The organism is Indiicoccus explosivorum, from assembly GCF_002167005.1.
Taxonomy (GTDB): domain Bacteria; phylum Bacillota; class Bacilli; order Bacillales_A; family Planococcaceae; genus Indiicoccus; species Indiicoccus explosivorum.
Map to the genome: position 1 here is coordinate 14,269 of NZ_NHTN01000035.1, position 24,806 is coordinate 39,074.

Genomic DNA, 24,806 nt, shown 5'->3' on the forward strand with positions numbered 1-24,806 from the left:
GGTATGCGCGTTTTTAATTTTCAGGCGATTGAGCCGTTTATATAGAAAAAAAGATTAAAAGGAGAGAGCATGATGAACAAAGTACAGTCAAGAAAGATGATGATCAAGGAATCGCTTGAAGGGGATTAGCTGAACCGAGTTCTGGAAAGAAGGGGATTTTAGATGTTTAGTGTATTGGGTAAATTAGGATGGTTTTTTAAGGAGAATTGGATCCGCTATTCGATTGCAGTGGGCCTGCTGCTCATTGCAAACGTCATGGAAGTGGTTCCGCCCTGGCTGATCGGTGCCGCGATTGATGCGATTGCACAAGGGGAACTGACACAGGGACTTTTGTGGGAATATATCGGTCTTCTCACGCTTGTCCTGGTGCTTGCTTACGTCACCAATTTTGTCTGGCAGCACCAGCTGTTCGGAGGCGCGTTCGTCATTGAACGGAAACTGCGGACGAATCTGATGAAGCAATTCCTGAGGATGTCGCCGGGATTTTATGAGCGGAACCGGACAGGGGATCTGATGGCCCGGGCGACGAATGATTTGCGGGCGGTTTCCGAGACGGCAGGATTCGGTATTCTGACACTCGTCGATTCGACGCTGTTCATGGGTACGCTCATCGTCGCGATGGGGATCGTCGTCTCCTGGAAATTGACACTGGCGGCCCTCCTGCCGCTCCCGGTCCTTGCCGTGATCATGCAGATCCTCGGCAAAAAGATCCACGAGCGGTATACGGTGGCGCAGGACGCGTTCGGTGAACTGAACGACAGTGTCCTGGAGTCTGTATCGGGAGTCCGCGTCGTCCGCGCATACGTACAGGAACGGAAATCGGAGTCGGATTTCGCTGAAATGACTGAGGACGTCTTTAAAAAGAATATGGCTGTGGAGCGCATCGATGCGCTGTTCATGCCGATCATGCGGGTGCTCACTTCGGTCAGCTACCTGATTGGACTCGGCTATGGGGCTTTCCTCGTGGCACAGGGGGCGATCTCACTCGGAGATCTTGTCACTTTTAATGTCTATCTCGGGATGATCGTCTGGCCGATGTTCGCGATCGGTGAACTGATCAATATTATGCAGCGCGGAAACGCATCGCTGGACCGGGTGACTGAAACGCTCGATTCCAAAGAGGACGTCAAAGACCCTGAGCGGCCAAAGGAGATCGGAAAACCGGAGAAGATGGGCTTCACCGATGTCCGATTCACTTATCCGACATCCAGTTCGATCAATCTGCAGGGCATCAACCTGTCCCTGAACAGCGGGCAGACGCTCGGCATCGTCGGCAAGACGGGCAGCGGTAAAACGACATTCATCAAGCAGCTCCTGAGGGAATACCCACTGGGAGAAGGTTCGATTTCATTCAATGGAACTGATCTCGGCGAACTTTCGAAAGGGCTTCTCCGGGACTGGATCGGTTATGTTCCGCAGGATCATGTGCTGTTTTCGCGGTCCATCCGGGCGAACATCCTGTTCGGGAAACCGGACGCGACAGACGAAGAGATCCAGGAAGCGATCCGCCTGGCAAACTTCGAACAGGACTTGCAGAACTTACCTGAAGGGCTGGATACACTGGTCGGAGAGAAAGGCGTTGCCCTTTCAGGCGGCCAGAAACAGCGGATTTCGATAGCGCGCGCGCTGATCAAAGATCCGGAAATATTGATTCTTGATGATTCCTTGTCAGCAGTCGATGCAAAGACGGAAGCGAAAATCATCGAGAACATCCAGCGGGAACGCGCAGGAAAAACGACAATCATTACGACTCACCGCTTGAGTGCTGTTCAGCATGCGGACTGGATCGCTGTCATGGATGACGGGAAAGTCATTGAAGAAGGCACGCATGAACAGCTGGTCGGTTATGGCGGCTGGTACTACGAACAGTATCTCCGGCAGCGGATTGAGGAGGTGTAAATATGGGGACAGGAAAACGATTAGTGAAATATGCATTAACTTATAAAGGCACGCTCTATGCAGGTCTCGCCTTACTGGCTGTCGCGGTCGCCGGAGATCTCGCGGGGCCGCTGATCGCGAAGGAAGTGATCGACGGACCGATCGCCGAAGCACAGGACGGCACACTCGATTTCGGGCCGGTCGCATACCTCCTGGCCTGGTTCTTCGGGCTTGCAGCAGTCGCAGCGGTCTTCCGCTACGGACAGTATCTGCTGCTTCAGACGACCGCGAATCGGGTCATCCAGAAAATGCGGAACGACGTGTTCCAGCATATCCAGACTTTGCCAATCCGGTACTTTGATAATTTGCCGGCCGGTAAAGTCGTCGCGCGGATCACCAATGATACTGAAGCGATCCGGGAACTTTACGTGACGGTGCTGTCGCAGTTTGCGACGAGTTTCATGTACATGGCAGGGATATATGCGGCCCTCTTTTACCTTGATTGGCGCATGGCGGCCATCACGCTGCTGCTCGTACCAATCTTGTACGGCTGGATGCTGCTGTACCGGAAATATGCTTCCCGGTACAACCACATCGTCCGCCAGAAGGTATCCGACCTGAACGCCATGGTCAATGAAGCGATCCAAGGCATGACGATCATCCAGGCATTCCGCCGAGAACAGCAGATGCAGGACGAATTCGAAGAAATGAACGATACACATTTCAAATACCAGAACAAACTGCTGTTCCTGGAGGCGGCCACATCCCACAATCTGGTCGGCGTGCTCCGTTCTGTGATGTTCGTTGTGTTCATCTGGTACTTCGGGGTCGCCGCTTTGGCGGGTGATTCGATCGTGACTGTCGGCGTGCTCTACGCATTCGTCGATTACATTATCCGTCTGTTCAATCCGATTTCCGGTGTGGTGAACCAATTCGCCAAACTGGAACGTGCCCTCGTGGCAGCGGAGCGGGTGTTCCGCCTGCTCGACCGGGAAGGAGAGCCGGTCAGCGACGAAAAACTCGTCCGCTACCGCGGGAATGTCCGCTTTGAAGATGTTTCATTCGCTTATAAGGAAGAGGAGTACGTCCTGAAGAACATTTCATTCGAAGCGAAACAGGGACAGACCGTGGCGCTCGTCGGACATACCGGATCGGGGAAAAGCTCGATCATCAACTTGCTGTTCCGCTTTTATGACCCTTCGAAAGGGCGCATCACGATCGACGGAACCGACATCGGAACGGTGAGCCGCCAGGCGGTCCGGGACCATATGGGAATCGTCCTGCAGGATCCGTACCTGTTCACAGGAACGATCGAATCGAACATCACGCTCGGAGATCCGGACGTGTCGAGGGAAGCGGCGGAAAAAGCGCTGGATGCTGTCGGCGGTGAACGGGTGCTGAAACATTTGCCGAAAGGCTTGGACGAGCCGGTCGTCGAGAAAGGAAGCACGCTGTCTTCCGGACAGCGTCAGCTCGTCTCATTCGCCCGTGCTCTGGCATTCGATCCTGCGATCCTGATTTTGGATGAAGCGACATCGAATATCGATACGGAAACGGAAGAAATCATCCAGCATGCTATGGATGTGCTGAAAAAGGGCAGGACCACATTCATCATCGCACACCGGCTGTCGACCATCCGGACGGCGGACCAGATCATCGTTCTGGATCGCGGCGAGATCAAAGAAGCCGGCACGCACGATGAACTGATGCAGCTGCGCGGCCGCTATTATCAAATGTACCGGATCCAGTCCGGCAATGGAGCGACCGAAGCGCAGCCGGTCGGCTGAAAGCACAGTCCAGTTGAATAAACCCGTGTCTGTTCTATATGATAGAGACACGGATGCAGACGAAAAGCGCCGGGAACTTCCCGGCGCTTTAGTCGTATACATGAAAGAGCATCAGCTCATGGATCATTTTTTTTACATCCGTTTCATTTTTCGGTGCTTCCGTCAGCCAGGTGATGGAGCCGTCGGGATGGTATTCCCCTTCGATCCGTTCGTTTTTATAGAAAAACGAAATGGTCCACCCGGGCAGCTGACGGTTTTCAAACATCGGCTTGTACTTGAAGTGCTGCAGCATGCTGTTCCCTCCTTCAGTTCCATTATAAATCCGGGGAGAGGGAAATGCTACAGGCGGAAGCCCGTCCAGAACACGACAGAAAAGAGTGGATAGTATTGGAGTTATTATGGATTTTGCTGTTCATGGGGCTAATCGGTGCGCTGATCGGCGGCTTTACAAACCATATTGCGATCAAAATGCTTTTTCGGCCATACGAAGCGAAATACATTGCGGGCAAGCGGCTGCCGTTCACACCGGGCCTGATTCCGAAACGGCGGGATGAGCTGGCGAGACAGCTCGGAAAGACGGTCGTCGAACACCTCCTTACACCGGAAACTTTCAAGAAACGCTTTTTCAACGACAGCATGCGTGTCCGGCTAGAAAGCTGGATCGGCCGTCAGCTGACCAGTCATGTTTTCGAAAATCCCCGTACACTGCGGGAATGGCTGGCGCTTGCCGGGCAAACGGAACCCGAGGAAAAAGCGGAGCAGCAGATCGATGCATTCATCAATGGGCAATTTCTGAAACTCGCCGCTTATATTGAAGGAAAGACGGTCCGTGAGGTTTTGCCGGACGCACTGAAAGCGGAAATCGAGCAGCGGGTGGATAAGGCCGCGGCCTTCATTGTCGGCCGGGGTGCCGAGTATTTCGCTTCAGCTGAAGGGCGCACCGCCGTCCGTTCCCTGATCGATGAATTCCTGGCAGCGCGCGGCCGATTCGGGCTCATGATCCAATCCCTGTTCGGTGAATCCGAATCGATCGTCGACCGGGTGCAGCAGGAATTGATCAATTTCCTTAAAGCGCCGAATACGGAACAGGTTCTGGCGTCGCTCATCGAACAGGAGTGGGAGAGGTTCCAGGACCGGGAGGCGGACAGTCTGTTCGGTGATACGGATATTATCCCTTTCATCGATTCCTTGAAAGTCTTCATTAAAAGGAAAGCGGATATCCGGTCCCGGCTTGACCGGACGGTTGCGGAAGCATGGCCAAAAGGATTAGAATGGACCATGCGCAGTCTTGTTCCTCCTGCCCTTGATTTCATCTTCTCACAGGGGGAAGCGAAGCTTGAAGAAACAATCCGGAAAATCGATATGGAAAGCATGGTGCGCGAGCAGGTGGACTCTTTCCCGCTTGGCCGTATCGAGGATCTGGTTCTCGGCATATCGCGGCGTGAATTCAAAATGATTACGGTGCTCGGAGCTGTACTCGGCGGAGCCATCGGCCTGATCCAAGGGCTGATTGTCCAGTTCATGAGCTTACTTTGAAAGGAGAGAAAAGGATGACGGTCAACATTTATGACGATATCAACAAGCTGGAAGGGACTTTCCGCAAGACGGATGAGTTCAAGAATCTGGAGCAGGCAGTGGAAGATGTGACTTCCGATAAGGAAGCGGCGGACTTGTTCCGGACGTTTCGTGACTTGCAGCTTAAACTTCAGGAGAAGCAGATGAAGGGCGAAGAGATTTCAGGGGAAGAAATGGAATACGCCCAGAAAGTGGCCCAGCTTGCACAGCAGAACGGAAAGATCCTGGAGATGCTGGAAGCTGAAATGGCCCTCAGCCGGATCATCGACGAAGTGAACAAAGCGATGACCCGTCCGGTTCAGTCGCTTTACGACAAAATGTAAGGATTTTGCAGGATTTTTTAAAAAGACACCGAATTTGTAAAAGTGAATGGTAATTCATTTTTGCAGAGAGAGGTGTCTTTTATTTTGTATGAGACGATTAAGCTGACAAAAGAAGGGCGGATCGCCCGCCTGCTCATGAACCGGCCCGACTCAATGAACGCCATGAATGCGGTCATGATGCGGGAACTGGCCGACTGTTTCGAGTCACTCCATCAGGACAAGGACATGCAGGTGCTGATCATCAGCGGAAACGGCCGCGCCTTTTCGGCGGGCGGCGATATTAAAGCGATGCTGGATACGGAAAAACCGATGGAGTTCGGGCCGGTGATGGAAGACGTCTCCCGCTTGGCCCGTGCGCTCTACACGCTGCCGCAAGTGACGATCGCAGCGGTCCACGGAGCGGCTGCCGGGCTCGGATTCAGCATTGCGCTGGCCTGTGATTACCTCGTCGCTGAAGAAAGCAGCAAACTGGCGATGAATTTCATCGGGATCGGACTGGTGCCGGACGGCGGCGGCCATTTCTTCATGAAAGAACGCGTCGGAATCCCGAAAGCGAAGGAACTGATCTGGAGCGGTCAGGTGCTGAAAGCCCATGATGCCCTTTCGAAAGGGCTGATCGAGGAGGTGACGGCTGAAGGGAAAGCGCTGGAACAGGCGGAGCACTATGCAGCACAGGTGCTCCGGTCGCCTGTCAGGGCGAAACTCGCTTCGAAGCGCATCCTGCACAGCCTGAAGCTGAACGAGCTTGAAAAAGTCCTGGCGATGGAGACGGATGAACAGACGCAGATGCGCCAGTCGGCGGACCACCGGGAAGGGATCCAGGCATTCGTCGAAAAAAGGAAACCGGAATTCAAAGGGGAATAACGGAAAAATCACGGGAGAGCGCGTCTCCCGTGATTTTTTCATGAATGGAAAAGAAGCAGTTTGCCTTCCGGTGAAGCCAGCCGGTGTGTCTGGTGGAGAAGATCGTTCTCCTCGAACATTTTCCGGCCGATTTCCTGCGCTTCGGAATCATCCGGAGCAGTGAACGTTTCATCGAAAATCAATTTTCCCGTACGGTCGAATGAGGTGGCTTTGTAAGTTCTCAACTTGGGACACTCCTTCTGAATGAGTATTCAGTTCCAGTATAAACCGTCAGGCACGAAAAGTCCCTGAATTCCGGAACATTTCTGCAGCGGATTCGTATAACAAAGAAGAGAAAGGCGGGAAATGACATGACATTGGAAGTAAGGGAAGCAACAAAAAAATTCGGTTCTTTTACAGCAGTGGACAGCGTCTCCCTGACTGTCAGGGAAGGACAGATGTATGGATTCCTCGGAGCCAATGGAGCCGGGAAAACGACCACGTTCCGCATGATTCTGGGTTTATTGGATCCGACGGAAGGGGTGATCCGCTGGCGGGGCAACCCTGTCACCTACAAAACGAGCCCTGAAATCGGCTATTTGCCGGAAGAGCGGGGACTTTATCCGAAAATGAAAGCCGCTGATCAGCTCGTTTACCTGGCGCAGCTCCGCGGAATGAAAAAAGCGGATGCCAAGCGCGAAGCAGCTGCATGGATGGAGCGGTTTGAAGTATCCCACTATGCCCAGAAGAAAGTGGAGGAACTGTCGAAAGGCAATCAGCAAAAGATCCAGCTGATCGCATCCCTCCTGCACCGCCCGTCGCTGCTGATCCTCGACGAACCTTTCAGCGGACTGGATCCGGTCAATGTGGAAATGCTGAAATCAGCCATCATGGATTTTCAGCGGGAGGGAGCGACCATCATCTTTTCGAGCCACCGGATGGAGCATGTGGAAGAACTGTGCGATGAAATGAGTATGCTCCATAGAGGAGAAATCATTTTGGACGGGCGGATCCGCGACATAAAACGGTCGTTCGGTCAGCAGAATGTCCGGATCCGGTCGGATTTCCCCCTTGCATCTCTTCAGGAAACTCCCGGTGTGGAGGCATTCACACCGACCAAAGAAGGGGCGGTCTTCCGGATTTCCGACGAATCGGCGGCTCAGCGCCTGCTGTCGAAGGCTATGCAGCTAGGGCCGATCCGGTCGTTCGCCATCGAGGAACCTTCCCTGCAGGAAATTTTCATCGAAAAGGTGGGCCGCCATCATGCGTAGTTTCTGGACCATTTTCAGTCAGGCTTTCTGGACGAAAGCTAAATCGAAATCATTCATCATAACGACACTGATCGCGGTGGCGGGCTTCTTCCTCATGGCGAATCTTCCGTCCATCATATCGTCCGTCCAGGAGTCCGGCGTGTTCGGCGGAGACGGAGAACAGACCCTGTACATATCGGATGGCGGCTCGGAACTGGCCGTGCAGCTCCAGCGGCAGCTGTCTGCTGCGGAGGCGGATTTCACTGCGGAAGAGACCGGACAGCCGGCAGCGGAACTGGACGCGCTGCTCGAACAAGGTGAAATCGACGCCTATATCGAACTCACGCCCGGCAGTCCCCTGACCGCGCGGTACGTCTCGGAGACAGCGGGCATTTCAGGCATGGCCTCCGCTGTGGAGAGCGCTGTCCAGACCCTCCAGACGGCAAGGGCGGCTGAATCGCTCGGTCTGACACAATCCGAAGCGGCAGCGCTCTTCATGCCGGCCCAATTCGAACGTGAAGCGATTTCCGACTCTTCCCGCTCAGAGGAAGAACTCAGTGAAGCGCGGGGGCTGGTGTATATCCTGATTTTCCTGCTCTACTTCGCCATCATTTACTATTCCAATATGATTGCGATGGAAGTGGCGACCGAGAAGTCGTCCCGTGTGATGGAAATCCTCATTTCGAGTGTGTCGCCTGTCAAGCATATGTTCGCGAAAATCGCCGGCATCGGGACGCTCGGCATCATTCAGATGCTCATCTTCGGCGCAGCTGCCTATGTGGCGCTTGAGTCCTCATCGTCCGATCTGTCAGGCGGTTTCTTCAGTGTATTCGGGTTTTCCAGTGTGCGGATCAGCACCATCCTGTTCGCCGTGCTGTTCTTCCTGCTCGGATATTTCCTGTATGCGATGCTGGCAGCGCTCCTCGGCTCGATTGTCAGCCGGATCGAGGATGTCCAGCAGCTCATGCTGCCGATGATGCTGCTGATCATTCTGTCGAGCTTCATCGCCTTCAGCGGCCTCACTGTCCCGGAAGCCGGCTTCGTCACAGTCACCTCCTATATCCCGTTTTTCACGCCGCTTGTCATGTTCCTGAGGGTCGGCATGCTCGACATCCCGGTCTGGGAACCTCTTCTGTCGATTGCGGTCATGCTTTTGACCATCGCCCTCCTCGGATGGTTCGGAGCCCGGGTATACCGGGGCGGCGTGCTCATGTACGGTTCTTCACAGTCACTCAAGGATATCCGGAAAGCGATCCAGTTAGGCAATAAAAACTGAAGCGGGCTGTTTGCGGAGGAATTTCCGCAAACAGTTTTTTTCTTTCCGGTTCCATGGTAAAATAAGAACAAATATTCGGTTTCCGGGAGGGAAGAAAATGCGCCCATTGCGGTTCATCCATGCGGCAGACCTGCACCTCGACAGTCCGTTCACCGGCATGAAAGGACTGCCGGAAGACAGGCGGGATCTGCTGCGCAACAGCACATTCGAAGCATTCGACCGTCTGGTCAGCTATGCGGCGGAATCAAAACCGGATTTTCTTTTGATTGCAGGAGACCTCTATGACGGGGAAGACCGCAGCATCCGGGCCCAGCACCGGTTCCGGACCGGTATGCAGAAACTGTCGGATGCCGGCATTCCCGTTTTCATTTCCCATGGAAACCATGATCATCTGAGCGGCAGCTGGACCCGCTTCGGCCTGCCTGGCAATGTTCGCGTTTTCGATGAAGAAGTGGAACAGTTCACGCTGGAGGCGGCAGGCCATCAAGTGAGGATAACAGGATTCAGTTACCCGAAACGCCATGTCGCGGAACGGATGATCGAACGGTATCCGAAAGCGGCTGGCGATTCCATCATACATATCGGCATGCTCCATGGCAGCCTTGAGGGAGATACGGCACACGCCGTCTACGCCCCGTTCAGAAAAGATGAACTCCTCGCTAAAGGTTACGACTACTGGGCGCTCGGCCATATCCATCACCGGCAGGTCCTTCACCGGAACCCTCATATCGTCTATCCGGGCAACCTCCAGGGCCGTCACCGGAACGAAAGCGGACCAAAAGGGTTCTATGACGTGACACTGGATGGCCCCGAAACAGTGCTGCGCTTCATCCCGGCGGGACCGGTCGTGTTTGATTCCGTGCAGGTCGACGGAAGGGAAGCCCGCGATCTGGGAGACGTGCTGGCGTTATGTGCAGCCGCTGCGGACCGGCACGGCGAGCAGTCGGGAGCGGGTGTGCTCGATTTCACGCTGATCAATGCGCCGGAATTCGTCCGGAGCGATATGGCGGAAGAAATAGCGGAAGCGCTCCGGGCCGAAATCCCTGCGGACCGGGATCCGTTTTTGTGGGTCAGCAAGTTCCGGATTGAACGCCCGGCAGGGGCGGCCGAGCTTTCGGGCCTCGGGGCGAAGGTATCAGAGATGCTGGAAAGCTGGGATGAAGCCAGCTGGCAGGAAGCCCTTGGCGAGGTTTACCGCCATATCCGGGGCGGCCGCTATCTTGGAATGCTGAGCCCTTCCCTGATTGAAGAAATAAAGGACGAAGCGCAGAAGAAATTGAAAGATGAACTCGGAGCGGGGGGATGAGCGGATGCGTATAACGAAGCTGGAGATATTCGGTTTCGGCCGCCACAGTGACCGGACGATCGAACTCAGCAGCGGGCTGTCCGTCTTCTGCGGACCGAATGAAGCGGGGAAGACAACGATCCAGCAGTTTATCCTGCAGACGCTTTTCGGGTATCCGGTCCGCGGGGGCTCTTCCAGAAGATATGAACCGAAAACCGGCGGCCGTTTCGGCGGCCGGATACATATGACGGATTCCCGGTATGGCAGCGTCATCATTGAACGGACCGGCGGAAAGTCGGCAGGGGAAGTGACGGTCTATTTCGAGGACGGCACGTCCGGCGGGGAAGATGAACTGAAAGAAATTTTGCGGAATACGGACAGAGCGTCTTTCGAGGCGGTGTTCTCTTTTTCCGTCCACGAACTCCAGGGACTTGACCGGCTGACCGAAGAGGAATTGAGCCGGGTCCTTGTCGCTTCCGGTACTGCCGGAATGGATTCGGCGCTTGGTCTGGCGGATCGGCTGGAAAAAGAACAGGCGCTCCTGTTCAAGCCGAACGGCCGGAATCCGGAGATGAACCGGCTGATCAGTGAACTCCGGAAAACCGAAAGCGAATTGAATCGGCTGAAAAAAGAGGCGGATGCTTTCGGACCGGCCGCAGACCGCCTGACGGCAATCGAGGGGCGGTTGCGGGAAATCGCCGGGGAAACCCGCGGCCACAGAGAGAAGGCCAAGGGGCTGCAGCGCTGGCTCCAGGCTCTCCCGCTCCTCAAGAGGAAAAAGCGCATTGAAGAAAGCCTGGCGGCACTTCCGGGGAGTCCTTTTCCGGCTGAAGGAAAAAACCGGATGGAACGTTTGAATGAACGTCTCGGTGAATCGTCGGCCGCAATCCGCAGTATCGGCGAAGAATTGGAACAGCTGGAGGCGCGGAATGCGCCGCTCCCGGATCCGGAGCCGCTCGACCGCCTTCTTGGCAAGGAAGCCGACTGGCACCGGATGCGTGCGGATTTGAACCAAAAGCTGGAGATGCTGGACACACTGGCTGACGACAGGGAACGGCTTGCCGGTCTCATCGGCATGCCGGAATCGGACGCGCTGGCCGCGGATGTGTCGATCGTGCAGGAAGAGAAACTTGCCCAGCTCGTTTCCCATACAGAGGCTGAAGAAGAAGGGCACCGCTTCCACGCCCGGGAACTGGAAAAAAAGAAAATGGAGCTTGCCGGGAAAGAAGTGGAACTCGGCCAGCTGCTCGCCGGCGGAATGAGTGACAGCGAAATCGAACAGGCACAGGCGTGGCGGAAAATTTCACCGGAAATATCGCAGGCAAAAGCCGCCGGCAGTTTCAGCCATCGGCCGCTTCCGCCGGCCGTGCTGTTTTTGAGCATGCTCGGTGTACTGCTGGCGGCTGCAGCGATCGTCACAGGAGAAGGGGTGTGGCTGGCCGCTGCTGCGGCTGCCTGCGGATTTGCCGGATTTTATTTCTGGAAAAACAGCAAAAATGAAAGACCGGAGCAGTATCAGGAAATGCTCGAGCCATATAGAGGGCGGGAAACAGAACTGGACGCCCTCGCGAATCGGTGGGAAATGGAACAGGCGGAACGGGAGCGGCTGGAGAGGGATTGCGGACAGCTTGCCGGGCAAGTCGAGGAACTCATCCGGCACCGTCCCGGCACTGAGGCGGCCGGTCGCTACAGCGACTTTCTGAAGGAATCCGGACTTCCGGTGCAAATCAGCGGAAAAACAGCGCTCGCGCTCGTCGGGAAGCTTCGTGAATTCCAGGCGACGATGCAAAAGATGGTCAGGGCAGAAGCGGAAGCGGCGTCCCTTCAGGAAAGCATCGCCGATATTCAGGCGGAAGCGGAACGGGCGGCCGGCATATCGGCCCCGCAGGAAGAACTGTTCGCGCGCCTGCGGGCGGAACGGCAGCGGGTGGCCGGGCTGTATGCGGAGGCAGAGAAACACCGGGACAGGCAGGAACAGCTCCTCCGAGAGCGGACGGCACAAGAAATGCTGGCTGAGCAAATCCGGGAAGAACGGGAACTGCTTCTGAAAGAAGCTGGAGCCGAAACGGAATCCGCATATTATCAACTCCACACGCAGTCAGAGGAGCGGGAGCGGCTGCTGAGAGAGCTCGAGCCGGTTGAGGATCAGCTGGAAGCGATCGGTGAATTCAGCCTGCATGAACTGAACGAAGAACAGGCGGAAGCCCGGCTGGAGGAGCTGGAAGTCCGGCTGGCGGATTTGGAAGAAGAACGGAATGATCTTCTGTCGGAACGGGCTGAAAAGCGGCAGCTGACTGAAAAATTGCTGACCGACAGACAGTATGCGGAACTGCAGCAGAGTTTTGAGGAACGGAAGGCCGTTTTCAGTGCCCTTGCTCAAAAATGGGCAGTCGGCCGTGCATTGACAGAAGCCATAAAGCAGACGATGGATGAACTGAGGGAGAAACGGCTTCCCGCCGTGCTGGAACTTGCACAGAAGCTGTTCCGCCGGCTGACCGAGGGAGAATACAGCGGTCTCGTTTTCGTGCAGGGGAGCCATTTCGAAGCGATCCGGAAAGACGGCGTCTGTTTCCATATCGCGGAATTGAGCCAGGCGACGAAAGAACAGGCTTACCTCGCACTCCGCCTTGCGCTCGCTTCTTTCCTGAAAGAGGAGCAGCCTTTTCCGCTCATCATGGATGATCCGTTTGTACATTTTGATCGCCGGCGGCTGTCTCAAATGGTAAACTTAATGCGTGAAATGAAGCTGGACCATCAATTTATTTTTTTCACTTGTCATGAAGAGCTTCCGGCTATGCTGCCGGAAGCGAAGCTGATTGACGTGATGCCGGGCGAAGGGAGCATTTTTGCATGAAAAAAGGGATTACACAATATGGAGTCGGAGAACAAGTGGATACCTTCCTGCTCATCAAGCAGTCGAATAAAGGAGTGACGACGACGGGCAATCCGTTCATGTCGCTCGTCCTGCAGGACAAGAGCGGAGATATTGAAGCGAAACTCTGGGATACGAAAGAAGAACACGAGAAGATGTATGCGGCCGAAACGATCGTCAAAGTCGGCGGTGAAATCCACAACTACCGAGGCAAGAACCAGCTGCGCATCAAGAGCATCCGGCCGGCGCGGCCGGAGGAGAATCAGACGATTTCCGAATTGGTGCCATCGGCGGAACGCAGTAAAGAAGAACTCCATGAGGAGCTTATCCAATTTTTCTTCGAGATGAAGAATCCGAATATCCAGCGGATCACCCGCCATATTCTGAAGCGCTACCAGCAGGAGATCCTGACTTTCCCGGCAGCGACCAAAAACCATCATGACTATGTTTCCGGTCTTGTGGACCATACTGTGTCGATGCTGCGGCTCGGCAAAAGCCTTTGTGATCTCTACCCGTCGCTGAATAAAGATCTCCTTTATTCCGGAATCATTCTGCATGATATCGGAAAGGTGTTTGAGTTGTCAGGACCGGTGGCGACTTCCTATACGATTGAAGGCAATCTCCTTGGCCACATCTCCATCATGGTGACGGAAATCGCAAAAACTGCACAAGAACTGGAAATTGAAGGAGAGGAAGTGCTGCTCCTTCAGCACATGGTGCTGTCCCATCACGGCAAAGAGGAGTGGGGAAGCCCGAAGAAACCGATGATCAAAGAAGCGGAGATTCTTCACTATATCGATAACATCGATGCGAAGATGATGATGCTTGACCGGGCGCTCGAAAAGACGAAGCCGGGCGAGTATACCGAGCGGCTGTTTCCGCTTGATAACCGGTCGTTTTATAAGCCCGTTTTTGGATCATGATGAAAACAGCCCGCCGGCAGAAGTGCCGGCGGGCTGTTTCTTTAGATTCTTGTATAATCCTGCTGATGAAATCACTCCCAGGCGGACGCTTTCAGGTCCACAGGAAGTGGGTCATGCAGCTGGCGCGACAGGACGTTGCGCTGCCAGGGCGATCTGCAAGCCTCCTCGGCTTCGCCGGTGAGGTCTCACTTGGCCCGCTACCCCCGCAGGAAAGGTTGGGCGAAATGATTGAGTCCCGACCTTTGAGACGAAGAGCGCAGCGATGCAGGAGCACACGGTTTTTCGCCGCCTGTCGCTCTTTCATCTAGAGTTCATACAAATACCTATAAAAACATCTTCGTTATCTAAGCGCCCAGCCCATTTCCGTGTACCAAAATAATCTTTATTTAGGGATACTTTTCCAAGCGCAAGTTGCAGGTTTTCACCGCTCCGCTTCATGCTCTTCTTTCAGTTTGCTGTAGATGAAATGATCGACGAACCGGTCGTGGATCCATTCCGCCTGCCGGAGCCTTCCTTCGTTGGTGAACCCCAGCCGTTCTGGAATCGCTTGGCTCTTCACGTTTCCAGTGGCGGCGCGAATTTCAATCCGGTTCAGACCAAGTTCATCGAAACAATAAGCCATTGCAGCACGGCAGGCGGCTGTCATCAGCCCCTTGCCCTGATGATGTTCACCGAGCCAGTAGCCGAAAGTCGTGGATTTATTCGTCCAGTTGATGCCGTGAAGGCCGATGATCCCCGCGAGTTCGCCATTAAACCAAATGCCGGCCTGAAAGCCACTATTGCTTCTGAACTGTTCTAGCGTACTGTCGATAAATTTTTTTGAATCGGCTGGAGAGAGCCTGTAATCCGCCCAAGGCAGCCATTCCCGGATGTGTTGACGTGACTCGTCGGTGAGGCGGTAAAGTGCCTCTGCGTGGCGGACTTCCAATAGCCGGAGTTCCGCTTGATCAGATATTGGAAATGAGAACATAAAAACATCCTTTCTTGGTTGGCTGGTTGAATAATGATTGCGAGCCGGCTGGCCGGTTCCCGACGAACACGCACAAATCTTGCTGAATGTGCATAGATTCGGCTGTGCGTGCATTGGACCGTCTGAGTTCGCTTTCTATGTAACAAAAACTCCCCCTTCGCTAAAAGGGGGGAGGAGAGGTTGGTTATTCAGCTGCTTCTTCTTCCGCAGGAGCTTCTTCTTCCGCAGGAGCTTCTTCTTCCGCAGGAGCTTCAGTCGCCGGCGGTGCGTTCAGGAACTGATCGAGTGCGCCTTCCAGGTCTTCATCCTGGATTTCGACGTTCGCTTCCTGAAGCATTTCAGACACTTTTGTCAGAAGAGCCGACTGGTCCGCCTGCTCGAGTGCAAGCTGGGTCCGGATTTCTTCTGCCATTTCCTCCAATGGTTCAGCGTCTTCGACTTGGCGTCTATCCGTCACTTCGATGATGTGGTAGCCATATTGGGACTGGACCGGCTCACTGATTTCTCCGACTTCAAGTGCATAAGCCGCATCTTCGAATTCAGGAACCATCGTACCGGCTGTGAACCAGCCGAGCTCGCCGCCGTTCACAGCAGAACCCGGATCAGTGGAATATTCTTCAGCGAGCGCTGCGAAATCTTCGCCAGCTTCCAATTGCTCGATGACTTCGTTCGCCGTTTCTTCATCTTCGACGAGGATATGACGGGCGTTGAGTTCAGTCGTCATTTCCTCGTACTGCTGAGCGACTTCTTCATCTGAAATTTCTACGCCGTCCGTCAGTGCCGCTTCCTGGAGCAGGTTCAGCCGGAGGTAATCTTTATAGGTCTCTTCAGTATACCCTTGTGAAGTAATGTACTGAAGGAACGCATCTTCGCCGCCAGCCTGCTCCATTTCCGCGTTGTAACGGGCTTCGACATCTTCCTCAGTCACTTCATATGCTTCACTCAGCACATTTTCAATCATCATCACCTGAAGTGCCTGCGCACCGATGGATGATTTCATTTCTTCATATAGTTCTTCTTTTGTAATGTCCCCCACGTCAGAAGTGACGATTACTTCTGAATCAGCTGCTTCTTCGCTGCACGCGCCCAGCGTAAGAGCAGAGAATGCGAGAGAAAATGTTAAAACCGTTTTTTTCATGATGCATTTCCTACTTTCTGTAATAGATTGAAGCATACCGCAAACACAGGATTTACTATAACACAAGACTTCTAAAAATAACAAAAGTTTCAATGTATCAGGCGATGCGGTGTTTCATCGGCAGATGGGGAAATTCTTGGGAATAATAAAACCGGCTGGTCGACAGCCGGTCTCAGGCGCTGAACTCAACGCCGACATATAAGGATACAAGCAGGATCGTAATCAAGACATTGATCCAGCGAAAGATTTTATCGTGGTTTTCCTCCGGGATTTCTCGTGAAGTGACCAGCGCGTACGTCATTCGGTTGATCTGGAACAGATAAAGAATGGCGAACACGATAATAGTACCGATTATCATGGAATTCCTCCCTCTCTGGCATAAATTCCCGTCCTCGGGCATTGACTCTCAGTATAGCAGAGAGAAGGCGGAAAAAACAGTTCTATAGTGTGACGGGAGGTATCAGGATTTCATACCCGGTCTCTGTTTCTTCAATAAGAGCCCCTTTCGGCGAACGGAGTGCGTACCGGAAATAAATCAAATCGACCAGACACAATGCACTATGGAAAGCGAGCATAAGCGCCCAATAATGGCCGAATTCCGGCAGCTGGATGCTGAGCGCCAGCAGCGCGGTATTGATCAGCACGAAAGGGGCCAGCAGCGCGGCGAGGAACCAGGCTTTATTCACTGGATCCTGCACACGGAATTTCACTTCCGGCAGAAAGCCGTAATGGCGGGTCACCTTCAGCTGGACGCAGTTCCGGCAGCGGAGAAGCGGCAGGAAATGGACCAGCTTATGCAGCGGATATAAGGCCACCAGCGCGGTCAGGAACGTGAAGAAGTGGCTGTCGGACAGGGGCACCGGCGACAGTACCGCCATCGGAATGTAAATCATGACGAACACACCGAATCCGACCAGTACGGACAGCAGGAAAATCCGGTCTCTGCCATATTGTTTTTTCATGTTAATGGACTTCCAGCAGTGCATACATCGACACTCCTAAAATGGGTCATATATTCGTAACGATTCATAGAATACGCCCATTCGCGTCAGATTGCAACCATAAAATTCAATGAAAAAAATGCCGGCACCGCGTGTTATTCTGACGCGTCTTTCAGCGCTACGCTGTCGTCGAAATGCTCGTCGATATTATGGAAAGAAGTCTCGAAAATCTTGATGAAATCTTCACCGTAAATATTGCGCAGAACGGCCATCACTTCCATGAAATCAGGGAACCGGCCGTAAAGTTCTTTTAACGGGAGCGCCCCCTCAATGATACTGTGCGGCGTTTTGTGGTAATTGGCCATCATTTCGACCAGCAGTTCTTTTCCTGCATCGGTAAGTTCGATATATGTATTCCGCTTATCATGATCCCGCTTCGAAAAAGTCAGCAGCCCCCGTTCTTCCAATTTCTTCGAGAAATTAAAAGCTGTGGATACATGCATCACGCCGAATTTTGCGACATCAGAGATGGAAGCGCCTTTCAGATGGTAGGAGATCCAGAGGATATGGTGCTCATTAATATTCAAGTCATAAGGTTTTATCCACTGCTGCCAATCTTTCTCGATGGCCTTCCAAAGCGCTTTGGAAAGCTGAGCAACGCGTTGGCTAAAGATCATTGCTTCTTTCAGCGTGTAAAGCTGGTCATTCATTAAAACACCCGCTTTCGTAAATATTATTTTCTATAATTATAGCAATAAAACAACAAGGAAAAAAGAGCGAATTGTGTAACAATTGAAAGTGGCTGCGTAAGCCGGACAGATGCGTCTATCTGTTACGGCAGTGTATGACTGATCCGACGAAAAAAAACTGCCGGCTGAGGGCAGTTTTCATTCTCCTTGCTTCCGTTCGCTGACGTCCGGATTGTATTCGCCTTTTTTCTCTTTCTTTTTTTCGTTTTTCTTATGTTTTTTGAGTTCAGCTTCGATCTCTTTGATGGAGTTCTGGATGGCTTTGATTTCAAGCTGCATATGTTCCTTAGCGGGTGCTGTTTCTTCCTGGTACTGCTTGAACGATTCCTTCAGGTCATCCAGCACCGGTTTCAGTGTTTCTTTTGATTCTTCGGATAAATGCTTGATCGATTCTTTAATGCCGTTCACTTTTTCTTTCAATTCATCGAAACGCTCTTTCCAGTCACCTGAAGAGGATTTAACAGAAGAGCGGAATTCCGGTCCGGACTGCGGTGCAGAAAACAGAATGATTGCAGCGCCAGCGGCAAGGCCGGCTCCGAAACCGATTAAGAAATTTGATGCTTTCATAAGCCAAACGCCCCTTTCATACTCTATGGTTCCTTTTCCTCTATTATGTCAGATTAAAACCTAAAGGGGAATGGGCGTAAACGAAAAAACTCCCCGCTGGGAGCGGGGAGCTGGATCAGGCTGCCGAGACTGCCGTTTCGAATTTCGAACGTTTCACCAAAGTCATGATGATCGGATAGATGAAGCCGATCGCGATGGCGTTCAGCACCATGGCTGGCAGGACGACCGTCAGCACGAGCGGCAGGAAAGGGATTTCTGCGCCGATCAGAAGAATTGCAGCTGACAGGAAAATCGTGCCGGACAGCAGAGTGCCGGCAGCTGTAAGCGAAATGACAGCCGGCAGACGGCTTGCATATTTTTTTAGCAGCTGCACAGCGAGCAGGAAAATGAACGCTGTGATCAGTTTATCTACAATATTCGGAAGAAATCCGCCCGGGAACGTCGAAAATAGGCCGGACAGGATGCCGGTCGTCGCCGCCAGCAGGAAAACATGTTTTGCATAAGGGAACAGCAGGATGCCGACGAACATCATTGTCAGCATGAAATCGGGCTTCATGCCGCCATTGAATCCCGGAATCACCACATACAGCGCAGCTCCGGTACTCACCAGCAGCGCCATCAGTACTAAACTCTTCGTACTCATTTCTCATCTCTCCTCAGCTCAAGGCTATAGTTTGTTCTTCCCGGCGTACCCTCGCGGCCGCAAGCGAAAAACTTAGTATGATTCTATACTACCTATTACACGGATGCAAGCGTTTGTTTCAGCTGATCGGCCAATTCCTGGATTTTCTCGTTCGTGTATTGTTTTTCCTTAGTGATCCATTTGGCGCCGAATCCGTCTGTCTCATCGTACCTCGGAATAAAGTGGAGGTGGAAATGGTAGACGCTCTGACCGGCTTTTGCGCCGTTATTGTTCAGCAGGTTCATGCCGACCGGCTCGAATGAGGATTTGATGGCGGACGCGATTTTCGGTGCAACAGCGAACAGATTCGCCGCTTCTTCCTCCGTCATGTCGTACACGTACTCGCGGTGTTTCTTGGGGATCAGGAGCGTGTGGCCTTTCGTGAGCGGCATGATATCCATGAACGCATATACATGCTCATCTTCATACACTTTGACACTCGGGATTTCTCCGTCGATGATTTTGCAAAAAATACAGTCTGCCACTTGTTCATCATCCTTTCACAATTTTCTCCATCTTATCATAAACTGTCCGGCAGCAAAGAATTCAGCCGCGTCTTTTGGTACAATACGGGAAGAAAGAGGTGTTGGAAATGACTGTGCTGGAAGTTGAATCACTGACCGGCGGCTACACGCGCAAGCCGGTTTTAAAAGACGTGTCTTTTTCAGTCAATAAAGGTGAGCTTGTCGGTCTGATCGGGCTGAACGGCGCCGGAAAAAGCACGACAATCAAACACATCATCGGACTGATGAAGCCAAAATCCGGCGAAATCCGGCTGAACGGCAAGACCATCAGTGAAAATATGGACGCGTACCGTTCTTCTTTTTCCTATATTCCGGAAACCCCGGTACTCTACGAGGAACTGACGCTTCAGGAACATCTGGAACTGACTGCGATGGCTTACGGGGTCTCTGAGGAGCGGCTGGAAAAACGGTCGGCGGAGCTCCTGAAGGAATTCCGGATGGAGAAGCGGCTCCGCTGGTTTCCGTCCCACTTTTCAAAAGGAATGCGGCAAAAGGTCATGATCATGAGCGCCTTCCTCGCCGATCCTTCACTTTACATCATCGATGAGCCGTTTGTCGGCCTTGATCCGCTCGGTATCAAATCGCTCCTGGAACAGATGGAGACGAAGAAACGGCAGGGGGCGTCCGTCCTCATGTCGACGCACATCCTGGCCACAGCGGAACGCTACTGCGACCGCATCATTCTCCTCCATGAAGGGCGGGTCCGGGCGAACGGCACAATGGCTGACCTCCGGGAGATATTCGGCATGCCGGGCGCGACGTTGGATGATCTGTATATCGCCATGACCGAGGAGGCGAATGATGAAGAGCCTGCATGATGTATGGGCTGTGCGGCTCCGTAATTACACGGTCGAAGTCCAGAATTACATGAAGTATATTTTTACGGGTCATCTCGCCGTCGTACTTCTGTTCGCCATCGGGGCAGCAGGGTATGCTTACAGCGAGTGGCTGCGGGATATTCCGGAACATTTTCCGGCCGCGCTCCTTCTGGCAACGGTTTTCGGACTCTTGCTTGCATACAGCCCGCCTGCGACTTTGCTGAAGGAAGCGGACGGCGTCTATTTTCTGCCGCTGGAAAGCCGGCTGGACAGCTATGTGCAGCCGGCGCTGCGATGGACATTCATCAGCCAGCTTTATTCGCCGGTGATTGCCTTCATCATCTCGCTGCCGATGATCAATGTGCTGTACGGTCCGACAAGCGCTTTCCTCATCGGTTTTCCGATTTTGATCCTGGCACTGAAGTGGTTCAGTATCCGGAGTGAATTCGCTTTCCGGAAGTGGCGCTCCGGGGAAGATCTCTGGCGTGACAGGCTTATCCGGTTCTGTTTGAGCGGTCTTTTCGTTTATTTTTACACAGACCAGATCATTGCCGCTGCCGCGCTGCCGCTCATCGCGTTCATCCTTTATATGAAAGGGGTGCAGATGAAAGCGGCGGGCCGGCCGTTTCCGTTCGAACATTTCATCGGACTTGAACAGGGACGGATGCTGCGCTTCTACAGATTCGCCAATTACTTTACCGATGTGCCCCATCTGAAAGGGAAAGTGAAGGCGAGACGCTGGCTCGATCCTGTCTACCGGTTCATCGGCAGCGGACGGGAACACGCCCAGCTCTATTTGGTCACCCGTACGTTCGTCCGTTCGGATGATCTCTTTTACTTGTGGCTCCGATTGACCGTGATTTCGGCGGCGGGCGCCTTGCTCATTCCCTACAGCATCGGGGTTGCGGTGTTTGCTGGAGCCCTCGCGTTCGCGACGGCCATCCAACTCTGGCAGAGCCTCCGGGGGACCGTCCATTTCCGGATGGACGAGCTGTTTCCGCTGTCGGCTTACCCGCGTAAGCGGGCTGTCCGGAAACTGGTGCTCATGCTGCAACTCCTCCAGGCTGCAGCCGTCGCACTGGCGGCCGTCACTTCACCTGCCGCAGCGCTCGGGGCGTTCGCCGCGGTGCTGGCAGTGTCATTCATAACCCTGCAAGTCTCATCAAAATGAACGATCACGTGCGGTTCCTTCAGGGACCGCATTTTTTTGCATACCATAAGTTTATTTTCTCTCAGTTTCAATGGAACCTGTGCTACCATGGAACAAACGGAAACTGGCACCTTCTTCGGGGCAAGGTGAAACTCCTGACCGGCGGTGAGCAGGGAACTGCGAGTCCGCGACCCGTTCCGCCTAGGCGGAGCGGCTGAGCCGGCGAAAGTCCGGCACCGACAGTGAAAGTCTGGATGGGAGAAGATGTGTGTACAGCTGCCGTTGTGCTTGTTTTGTGCTGCTTCTTTCGGAATGAACCGAAAGGAGGAGATTGTTATCGAACCAGCTCATTATATGGAATTCGCGATCCGGCTCGCTTCGGAAATGGCCGGACAGACATCACCGAACCCGCTCGTCGGGGCGGTTTGTGTCAAAGACCATAAAATCATCGGAATGGGCGCGCATCTGGAAGCGGGAAAACCGCATGCGGAAGTGCATGCGCTCAATATGGCGGGAGAAGCGGCCGAAGGGTCGGATCTCTATGTCACATTGGAGCCGTGCTCGCATTATGGGAAAACGCCGCCGTGCGCGCTGAAGATCATCGATTCCGGTGTGAAACGCGTCTACATCGCCACATTGGATCCGAACACGCTCGTCGCCGGCAAAGGAGTCAAACTTCTTGAAGACGCGGGCATTGAAGTGCATACCGGTCTGTTGGAACACGAAGCAGCACGCATGAACGAAGCATTTTTTCACTCCATCATCCATAAAACACCGTACGTCACCCTGAAGGCTGCCGCCACACTGGACGGCCGCATGGCGACGGAAGCCGGAAGCAGCAAGTGGATCACCTCCGCTGAAGCGCGGGAAGATGTCCACCGGCTCCGCCATTCGCAGGATGCCATTCTGGTCGGCGTCAATACGGTGCTTCATGATCATCCTTTCCTAACCACCCGACTGCCCCATGGTGGAAAGAACCCGATACGAGTTGTTTTAGACCGCCGGCTGCTCACGCCGGCTGATACACCGGTCACGCAGGACGCTTCTGCGAAGACCTTGATTTATTGTCTGGAAGATGCCCGCGAGGCCGCATATGCGCCGCATGTCGAAGTGGTCCGGCTCGGGAAGAGGGATTTTCTCCGGGAAGTGCTGAAAGATCTGTACAGGCGCGGCATCATGACGCTTCTGGTCGAAGGCGGACCTCGTGTGCATGCCAGTTTTTTGGAACTGGGATTGGTGCAGGCGCTGTGGCTTTATCAGGCGCCGAAACTGATCGGAAATGGACCTTCGCTTTTTGACAGTGCTGTCCGGTCGGATATGGCCGACAGCCTGGATCTGACGATCAGAGATGTGGAACGGTTCGGTCCGGATGTCCGGATCCGGGCTGTTTTCGGGGAGCGTGAGTAAACTGTTTACAGGAATCATTGAAGAAATCGGTCATGTAAAAGCGATCCGGCGGAAACCGCAGGCGCTTGAATTGACCATCAGCTGTTCGGTTGTCCTGGAGGATGTGAAGCGCGGCGACAGCATTGCGGTCAACGGCGTGTGCCTGACGGTATCCGAGTTCGACAGCCGTCAGTTCATAGCCGATGTCATCCCGGAAACGGTCCAGTCGTCGACGATGGCGGACCTCCGTACAGGCTCTCCGGTGAATCTGGAACGGGCGATGGCCGCCAATGGCCGCTTCGGCGGCCATTTCGTGAACGGCCATATAGACGGCATAGGGACGATCCGGGCTGTCCGATCGGATTCCATTGCGGTGACGAAAACGATCGAAGTCGATCCTTCCCTTATGAAGTACATGATGCTGAAAGGGTCAGTCGCGATCGATGGCACGTCCCTGACGATTTTTGATGTCGGACGGACGACGATTTCGATTTCCCTTATCCCGACGACGCAGGAGGACTCCCTCCTCGGCAGAAAAGGGATCGGCGATAAGGTCAACATCGAATGCGATTTGCTCGCCAAGTATACGGAACGGACAATGGAAGCGAAGCCTGGCCTCACGAGAGGGTTCCTGGCTGAACACGGATTTTAACGGGAGGTGAGTGCATGTTTTATTCAGTGGAAGAAGCGGTGCGTGACCTGAAGGCCGGAAAGGCCATTATCGTCGTTGATGACGAAGACCGTGAAAATGAAGGGGACTTCGTGGCGCTCGCCGAACAGGCGACTCCCGAGATCGTCAATTTGATGGCAACAGAAGGACGCGGGCTCATCTGCGTTCCGGTGGCGCCGGAAATCGCGGAAAAGCTACAGCTGAACCCGATGACCGATCAGAACACGGATCAGCACGGCACCGCGTTCACCATCAGCATCGATCATAAACATACAACGACAGGGATCAGCGCTTTCGAGCGGTCCCATACGATTCTGCAAATGCTCGATCCGGAAGCGAAGGCAGCGGATTTCAAGCGGCCGGGGCATATTTTTCCGCTTGTCGCGAAAGAAGGGGGTGTCCTGCGGCGTGCGGGGCACACGGAAGCGGCGGTGGACCTGGCGAAACTGGCGGGGGCCGCTCCGGCCGGCGTCATCTGTGAAATCATGAATCCGGACGGGACGATGGCGAGGGTCGATGACTTGAAAGAAGTGGCGAAACGGCTTGGTGTCGGTATCCTGACGATCCAGGAACTGATCGCCTATAAACAGAAGAACGAGCGGCTCGTTTCGAAAGAAGTGGAAGTCCGCCTGCCCACTGCGTACGGGGATCTGGATGTTCTCGGCTATACGGAAGTGCTGACAGGACAGGACCATGTCGCGTTCGTCAAAGGCGTAATCGATCCAGAGAAACCCGTGCTCGTCCGGGTGCATTCGGAATGTCTGACAGGGGATGTGTTCGGCTCGTACAAGTGCGACTGCGGGCCTCAGCTCCACGCGGCGATGAAGCAGATCAGCGAGGCGGAATCCGGCGTCCTGCTCTACATGCGGCAGGAAGGCCGGGGCATCGGACTCATCAATAAACTGAAAGCCTACAAGCTCCAGCAGGAAGGCTACGATACGGTGGAAGCGAACCGCAAACTGGGGTTCGCTGACGACCTCCGGGACTATGGGATCGGCGCCCAGATTTTGCGGGATATCGGAATCCGTAAAATGAAGCTCCTGACGAATAACCCCCGGAAAATTGCGGGGATCGGCGGATACGGGCTGGAAGTGACGGAGCGTGTGCCGATTGAAATGCCGGCCACTGAAGAAAATGAAGCGTACATGCGGGCAAAAAAATCAAAGCTGGGCCACTTGCTCAACTTGTAAAGGAGACAG

General features: G+C 53.8%; 25 protein-coding genes and 1 riboswitch. Of the genes, 15 read left to right on the forward strand and 10 right to left on the reverse strand.

What is annotated here, in order from left to right:
* Positions 1-162 precede the first annotated feature (162 nt).
* Positions 163-1,899 (forward strand): ABC transporter ATP-binding protein, encoded by a 1,737-nt coding sequence (locus tag CCE92_RS10875; RefSeq protein ID WP_088007775.1) that lies wholly within the window; start codon positions 163-165, stop codon positions 1,897-1,899.
* A gap of 2 nt (positions 1,900-1,901) precedes the next feature.
* On the forward strand, positions 1,902-3,665 hold the full coding sequence (locus CCE92_RS10880; RefSeq protein ID WP_088007777.1) for an ABC transporter ATP-binding protein: 1,764 nt from the start codon (positions 1,902-1,904) through the stop codon (positions 3,663-3,665).
* 88 nt (positions 3,666-3,753) lie between these two features.
* On the opposite strand, the gene CCE92_RS10885 is transcribed toward CCE92_RS10880, so the two are convergent.
* Positions 3,754-3,957 carry a YheE family protein gene (locus tag CCE92_RS10885; protein ID WP_088007779.1) on the reverse strand — a complete coding sequence of 68 codons (204 nt, stop codon included), beginning with the start codon at positions 3,955-3,957 and terminating at the stop codon, positions 3,754-3,756.
* Between the two features lie 122 nt (positions 3,958-4,079).
* Here CCE92_RS10885 and CCE92_RS10890 point away from each other — a divergent pair, with 122 nt between their 5' ends.
* The 3 genes from CCE92_RS10890 to CCE92_RS10900 all read left to right on the forward strand — a co-directional run bounded on the left by CCE92_RS10890 (position 4,080) and on the right by CCE92_RS10900 (position 6,427).
* The gene (locus CCE92_RS10890; protein WP_088007846.1) at positions 4,080-5,201 is read left to right on the forward strand and encodes a DUF445 domain-containing protein; all 1,122 of its coding nucleotides are present in this window, start codon (positions 4,080-4,082) and stop codon (positions 5,199-5,201) included.
* A 14-nt stretch (positions 5,202-5,215) separates the two neighbouring features.
* Positions 5,216-5,563 (forward strand): YlbF family regulator, encoded by a 348-nt coding sequence (locus CCE92_RS10895; protein ID WP_088007781.1) that lies wholly within the window; start codon positions 5,216-5,218, stop codon positions 5,561-5,563.
* Positions 5,564-5,644: 81 nt separating this feature from the next.
* Positions 5,645-6,427, forward strand: coding sequence for an enoyl-CoA hydratase (locus CCE92_RS10900; protein WP_088007848.1), 783 nt, complete (start codon positions 5,645-5,647; stop codon positions 6,425-6,427).
* 38 nt (positions 6,428-6,465) lie between these two features.
* Here the strand turns inward: CCE92_RS10900 and CCE92_RS10905 are convergent, their stop codons facing one another.
* Complete coding sequence (locus tag CCE92_RS10905) at positions 6,466-6,651, reverse strand: YhzD family protein (RefSeq protein ID WP_088007783.1); 186 nt, start codon at positions 6,649-6,651, stop codon at positions 6,466-6,468.
* A 126-nt stretch (positions 6,652-6,777) separates the two neighbouring features.
* Here CCE92_RS10905 and CCE92_RS10910 point away from each other — a divergent pair, with 126 nt between their 5' ends.
* From CCE92_RS10910 to yhaM, 5 genes are all read left to right on the forward strand, one after another.
* Entirely contained in the window at positions 6,778-7,677 is a 900-nt protein-coding gene (locus tag CCE92_RS10910) for an ABC transporter ATP-binding protein (protein WP_088007784.1), read from the forward strand.
* A complete protein-coding gene (locus tag CCE92_RS10915) occupies positions 7,670-8,932 on the forward strand; it encodes an ABC transporter permease (protein ID WP_088007786.1) in 1,263 nt (420 codons plus the stop codon). Before CCE92_RS10910 ends, CCE92_RS10915 begins: the two co-directional genes overlap by 8 nt.
* 97 nt (positions 8,933-9,029) lie before the next feature.
* Complete coding sequence (locus CCE92_RS10920; RefSeq protein WP_088007788.1) at positions 9,030-10,238, forward strand: metallophosphoesterase family protein; 1,209 nt, start codon at positions 9,030-9,032, stop codon at positions 10,236-10,238.
* A 4-nt stretch (positions 10,239-10,242) separates the two neighbouring features.
* Positions 10,243-13,071 (forward strand): ATP-binding protein, encoded by a 2,829-nt coding sequence (locus CCE92_RS10925; RefSeq protein WP_162287862.1) that lies wholly within the window; start codon positions 10,243-10,245, stop codon positions 13,069-13,071.
* Positions 13,068-14,012 (forward strand): 3'-5' exoribonuclease YhaM, encoded by a 945-nt coding sequence (gene yhaM, locus CCE92_RS10930; protein ID WP_088007792.1) that lies wholly within the window; start codon positions 13,068-13,070, stop codon positions 14,010-14,012. Before CCE92_RS10925 ends, yhaM begins: the two co-directional genes overlap by 4 nt.
* A gap of 421 nt (positions 14,013-14,433) precedes the next feature.
* Here yhaM and CCE92_RS10935 read toward each other — a convergent pair whose 3' ends face one another.
* The 8 genes from CCE92_RS10935 to CCE92_RS10970 all read right to left on the reverse strand — a co-directional run bounded on the left by CCE92_RS10935 (position 14,434) and on the right by CCE92_RS10970 (position 19,544).
* Complete coding sequence (locus tag CCE92_RS10935) at positions 14,434-14,982, reverse strand: GNAT family N-acetyltransferase (protein ID WP_088007794.1); 549 nt, start codon at positions 14,980-14,982, stop codon at positions 14,434-14,436.
* A gap of 184 nt (positions 14,983-15,166) precedes the next feature.
* On the reverse strand, positions 15,167-16,120 hold the full coding sequence (locus tag CCE92_RS10940; protein ID WP_088007796.1) for a peptidylprolyl isomerase: 954 nt from the start codon (positions 16,118-16,120) through the stop codon (positions 15,167-15,169).
* A gap of 172 nt (positions 16,121-16,292) precedes the next feature.
* Positions 16,293-16,478 (reverse strand): hypothetical protein, encoded by a 186-nt coding sequence (locus CCE92_RS10945; protein WP_088007797.1) that lies wholly within the window; start codon positions 16,476-16,478, stop codon positions 16,293-16,295.
* 82 nt (positions 16,479-16,560) lie between these two features.
* A complete protein-coding gene (locus tag CCE92_RS10950; RefSeq protein ID WP_241536005.1) occupies positions 16,561-17,082 on the reverse strand; it encodes a DUF3267 domain-containing protein in 522 nt (173 codons plus the stop codon).
* 134 nt (positions 17,083-17,216) lie between these two features.
* The gene (locus CCE92_RS10955) at positions 17,217-17,771 is read right to left on the reverse strand and encodes an HTH-type transcriptional regulator Hpr (RefSeq protein WP_088007801.1); all 555 of its coding nucleotides are present in this window, start codon (positions 17,769-17,771) and stop codon (positions 17,217-17,219) included.
* Positions 17,772-17,948: 177 nt separating this feature from the next.
* Positions 17,949-18,377: a YtxH domain-containing protein gene (locus CCE92_RS10960; protein WP_088007803.1), complete on the reverse strand. Its 429-nt coding sequence runs from the start codon at positions 18,375-18,377 to the stop codon at positions 17,949-17,951.
* Positions 18,378-18,492: 115 nt separating this feature from the next.
* Positions 18,493-19,020: a tryptophan transporter gene (locus CCE92_RS10965; RefSeq protein WP_088007805.1), complete on the reverse strand. Its 528-nt coding sequence runs from the start codon at positions 19,018-19,020 to the stop codon at positions 18,493-18,495.
* Between the two features lie 95 nt (positions 19,021-19,115).
* Positions 19,116-19,544 carry an HIT family protein gene (locus tag CCE92_RS10970; protein WP_088007807.1) on the reverse strand — a complete coding sequence of 143 codons (429 nt, stop codon included), beginning with the start codon at positions 19,542-19,544 and terminating at the stop codon, positions 19,116-19,118.
* A gap of 107 nt (positions 19,545-19,651) precedes the next feature.
* On the opposite strand from CCE92_RS10970, the gene CCE92_RS10975 reads away from it, so the two are divergent.
* From CCE92_RS10975 to CCE92_RS10995, 5 genes are all read left to right on the forward strand, one after another.
* Entirely contained in the window at positions 19,652-20,401 is a 750-nt protein-coding gene (locus CCE92_RS10975; RefSeq protein ID WP_088007809.1) for an ABC transporter ATP-binding protein, read from the forward strand.
* The gene (locus CCE92_RS10980) at positions 20,385-21,572 is read left to right on the forward strand and encodes an ABC transporter permease (RefSeq protein ID WP_088007811.1); all 1,188 of its coding nucleotides are present in this window, start codon (positions 20,385-20,387) and stop codon (positions 21,570-21,572) included. The genes CCE92_RS10975 and CCE92_RS10980 overlap by 17 nt, the downstream gene beginning before the upstream one ends.
* A gap of 107 nt (positions 21,573-21,679) precedes the next feature.
* Positions 21,680-21,821: riboswitch (FMN riboswitch) on the forward strand.
* Positions 21,822-21,905: 84 nt separating this feature from the next.
* Positions 21,906-22,958 carry a bifunctional diaminohydroxyphosphoribosylaminopyrimidine deaminase/5-amino-6-(5-phosphoribosylamino)uracil reductase RibD gene (ribD, locus tag CCE92_RS10985; protein WP_088007816.1) on the forward strand — a complete coding sequence of 351 codons (1,053 nt, stop codon included), beginning with the start codon at positions 21,906-21,908 and terminating at the stop codon, positions 22,956-22,958.
* Position 22,959: 1 nt separating this feature from the next.
* Entirely contained in the window at positions 22,960-23,589 is a 630-nt protein-coding gene (gene ribE / locus CCE92_RS10990; protein ID WP_088007851.1) for a riboflavin synthase, read from the forward strand.
* Positions 23,590-23,603: 14 nt separating this feature from the next.
* A complete protein-coding gene (locus CCE92_RS10995) occupies positions 23,604-24,797 on the forward strand; it encodes a bifunctional 3,4-dihydroxy-2-butanone-4-phosphate synthase/GTP cyclohydrolase II (protein ID WP_088007819.1) in 1,194 nt (397 codons plus the stop codon).
* Positions 24,798-24,806: the final 9 nt, after the last annotated feature.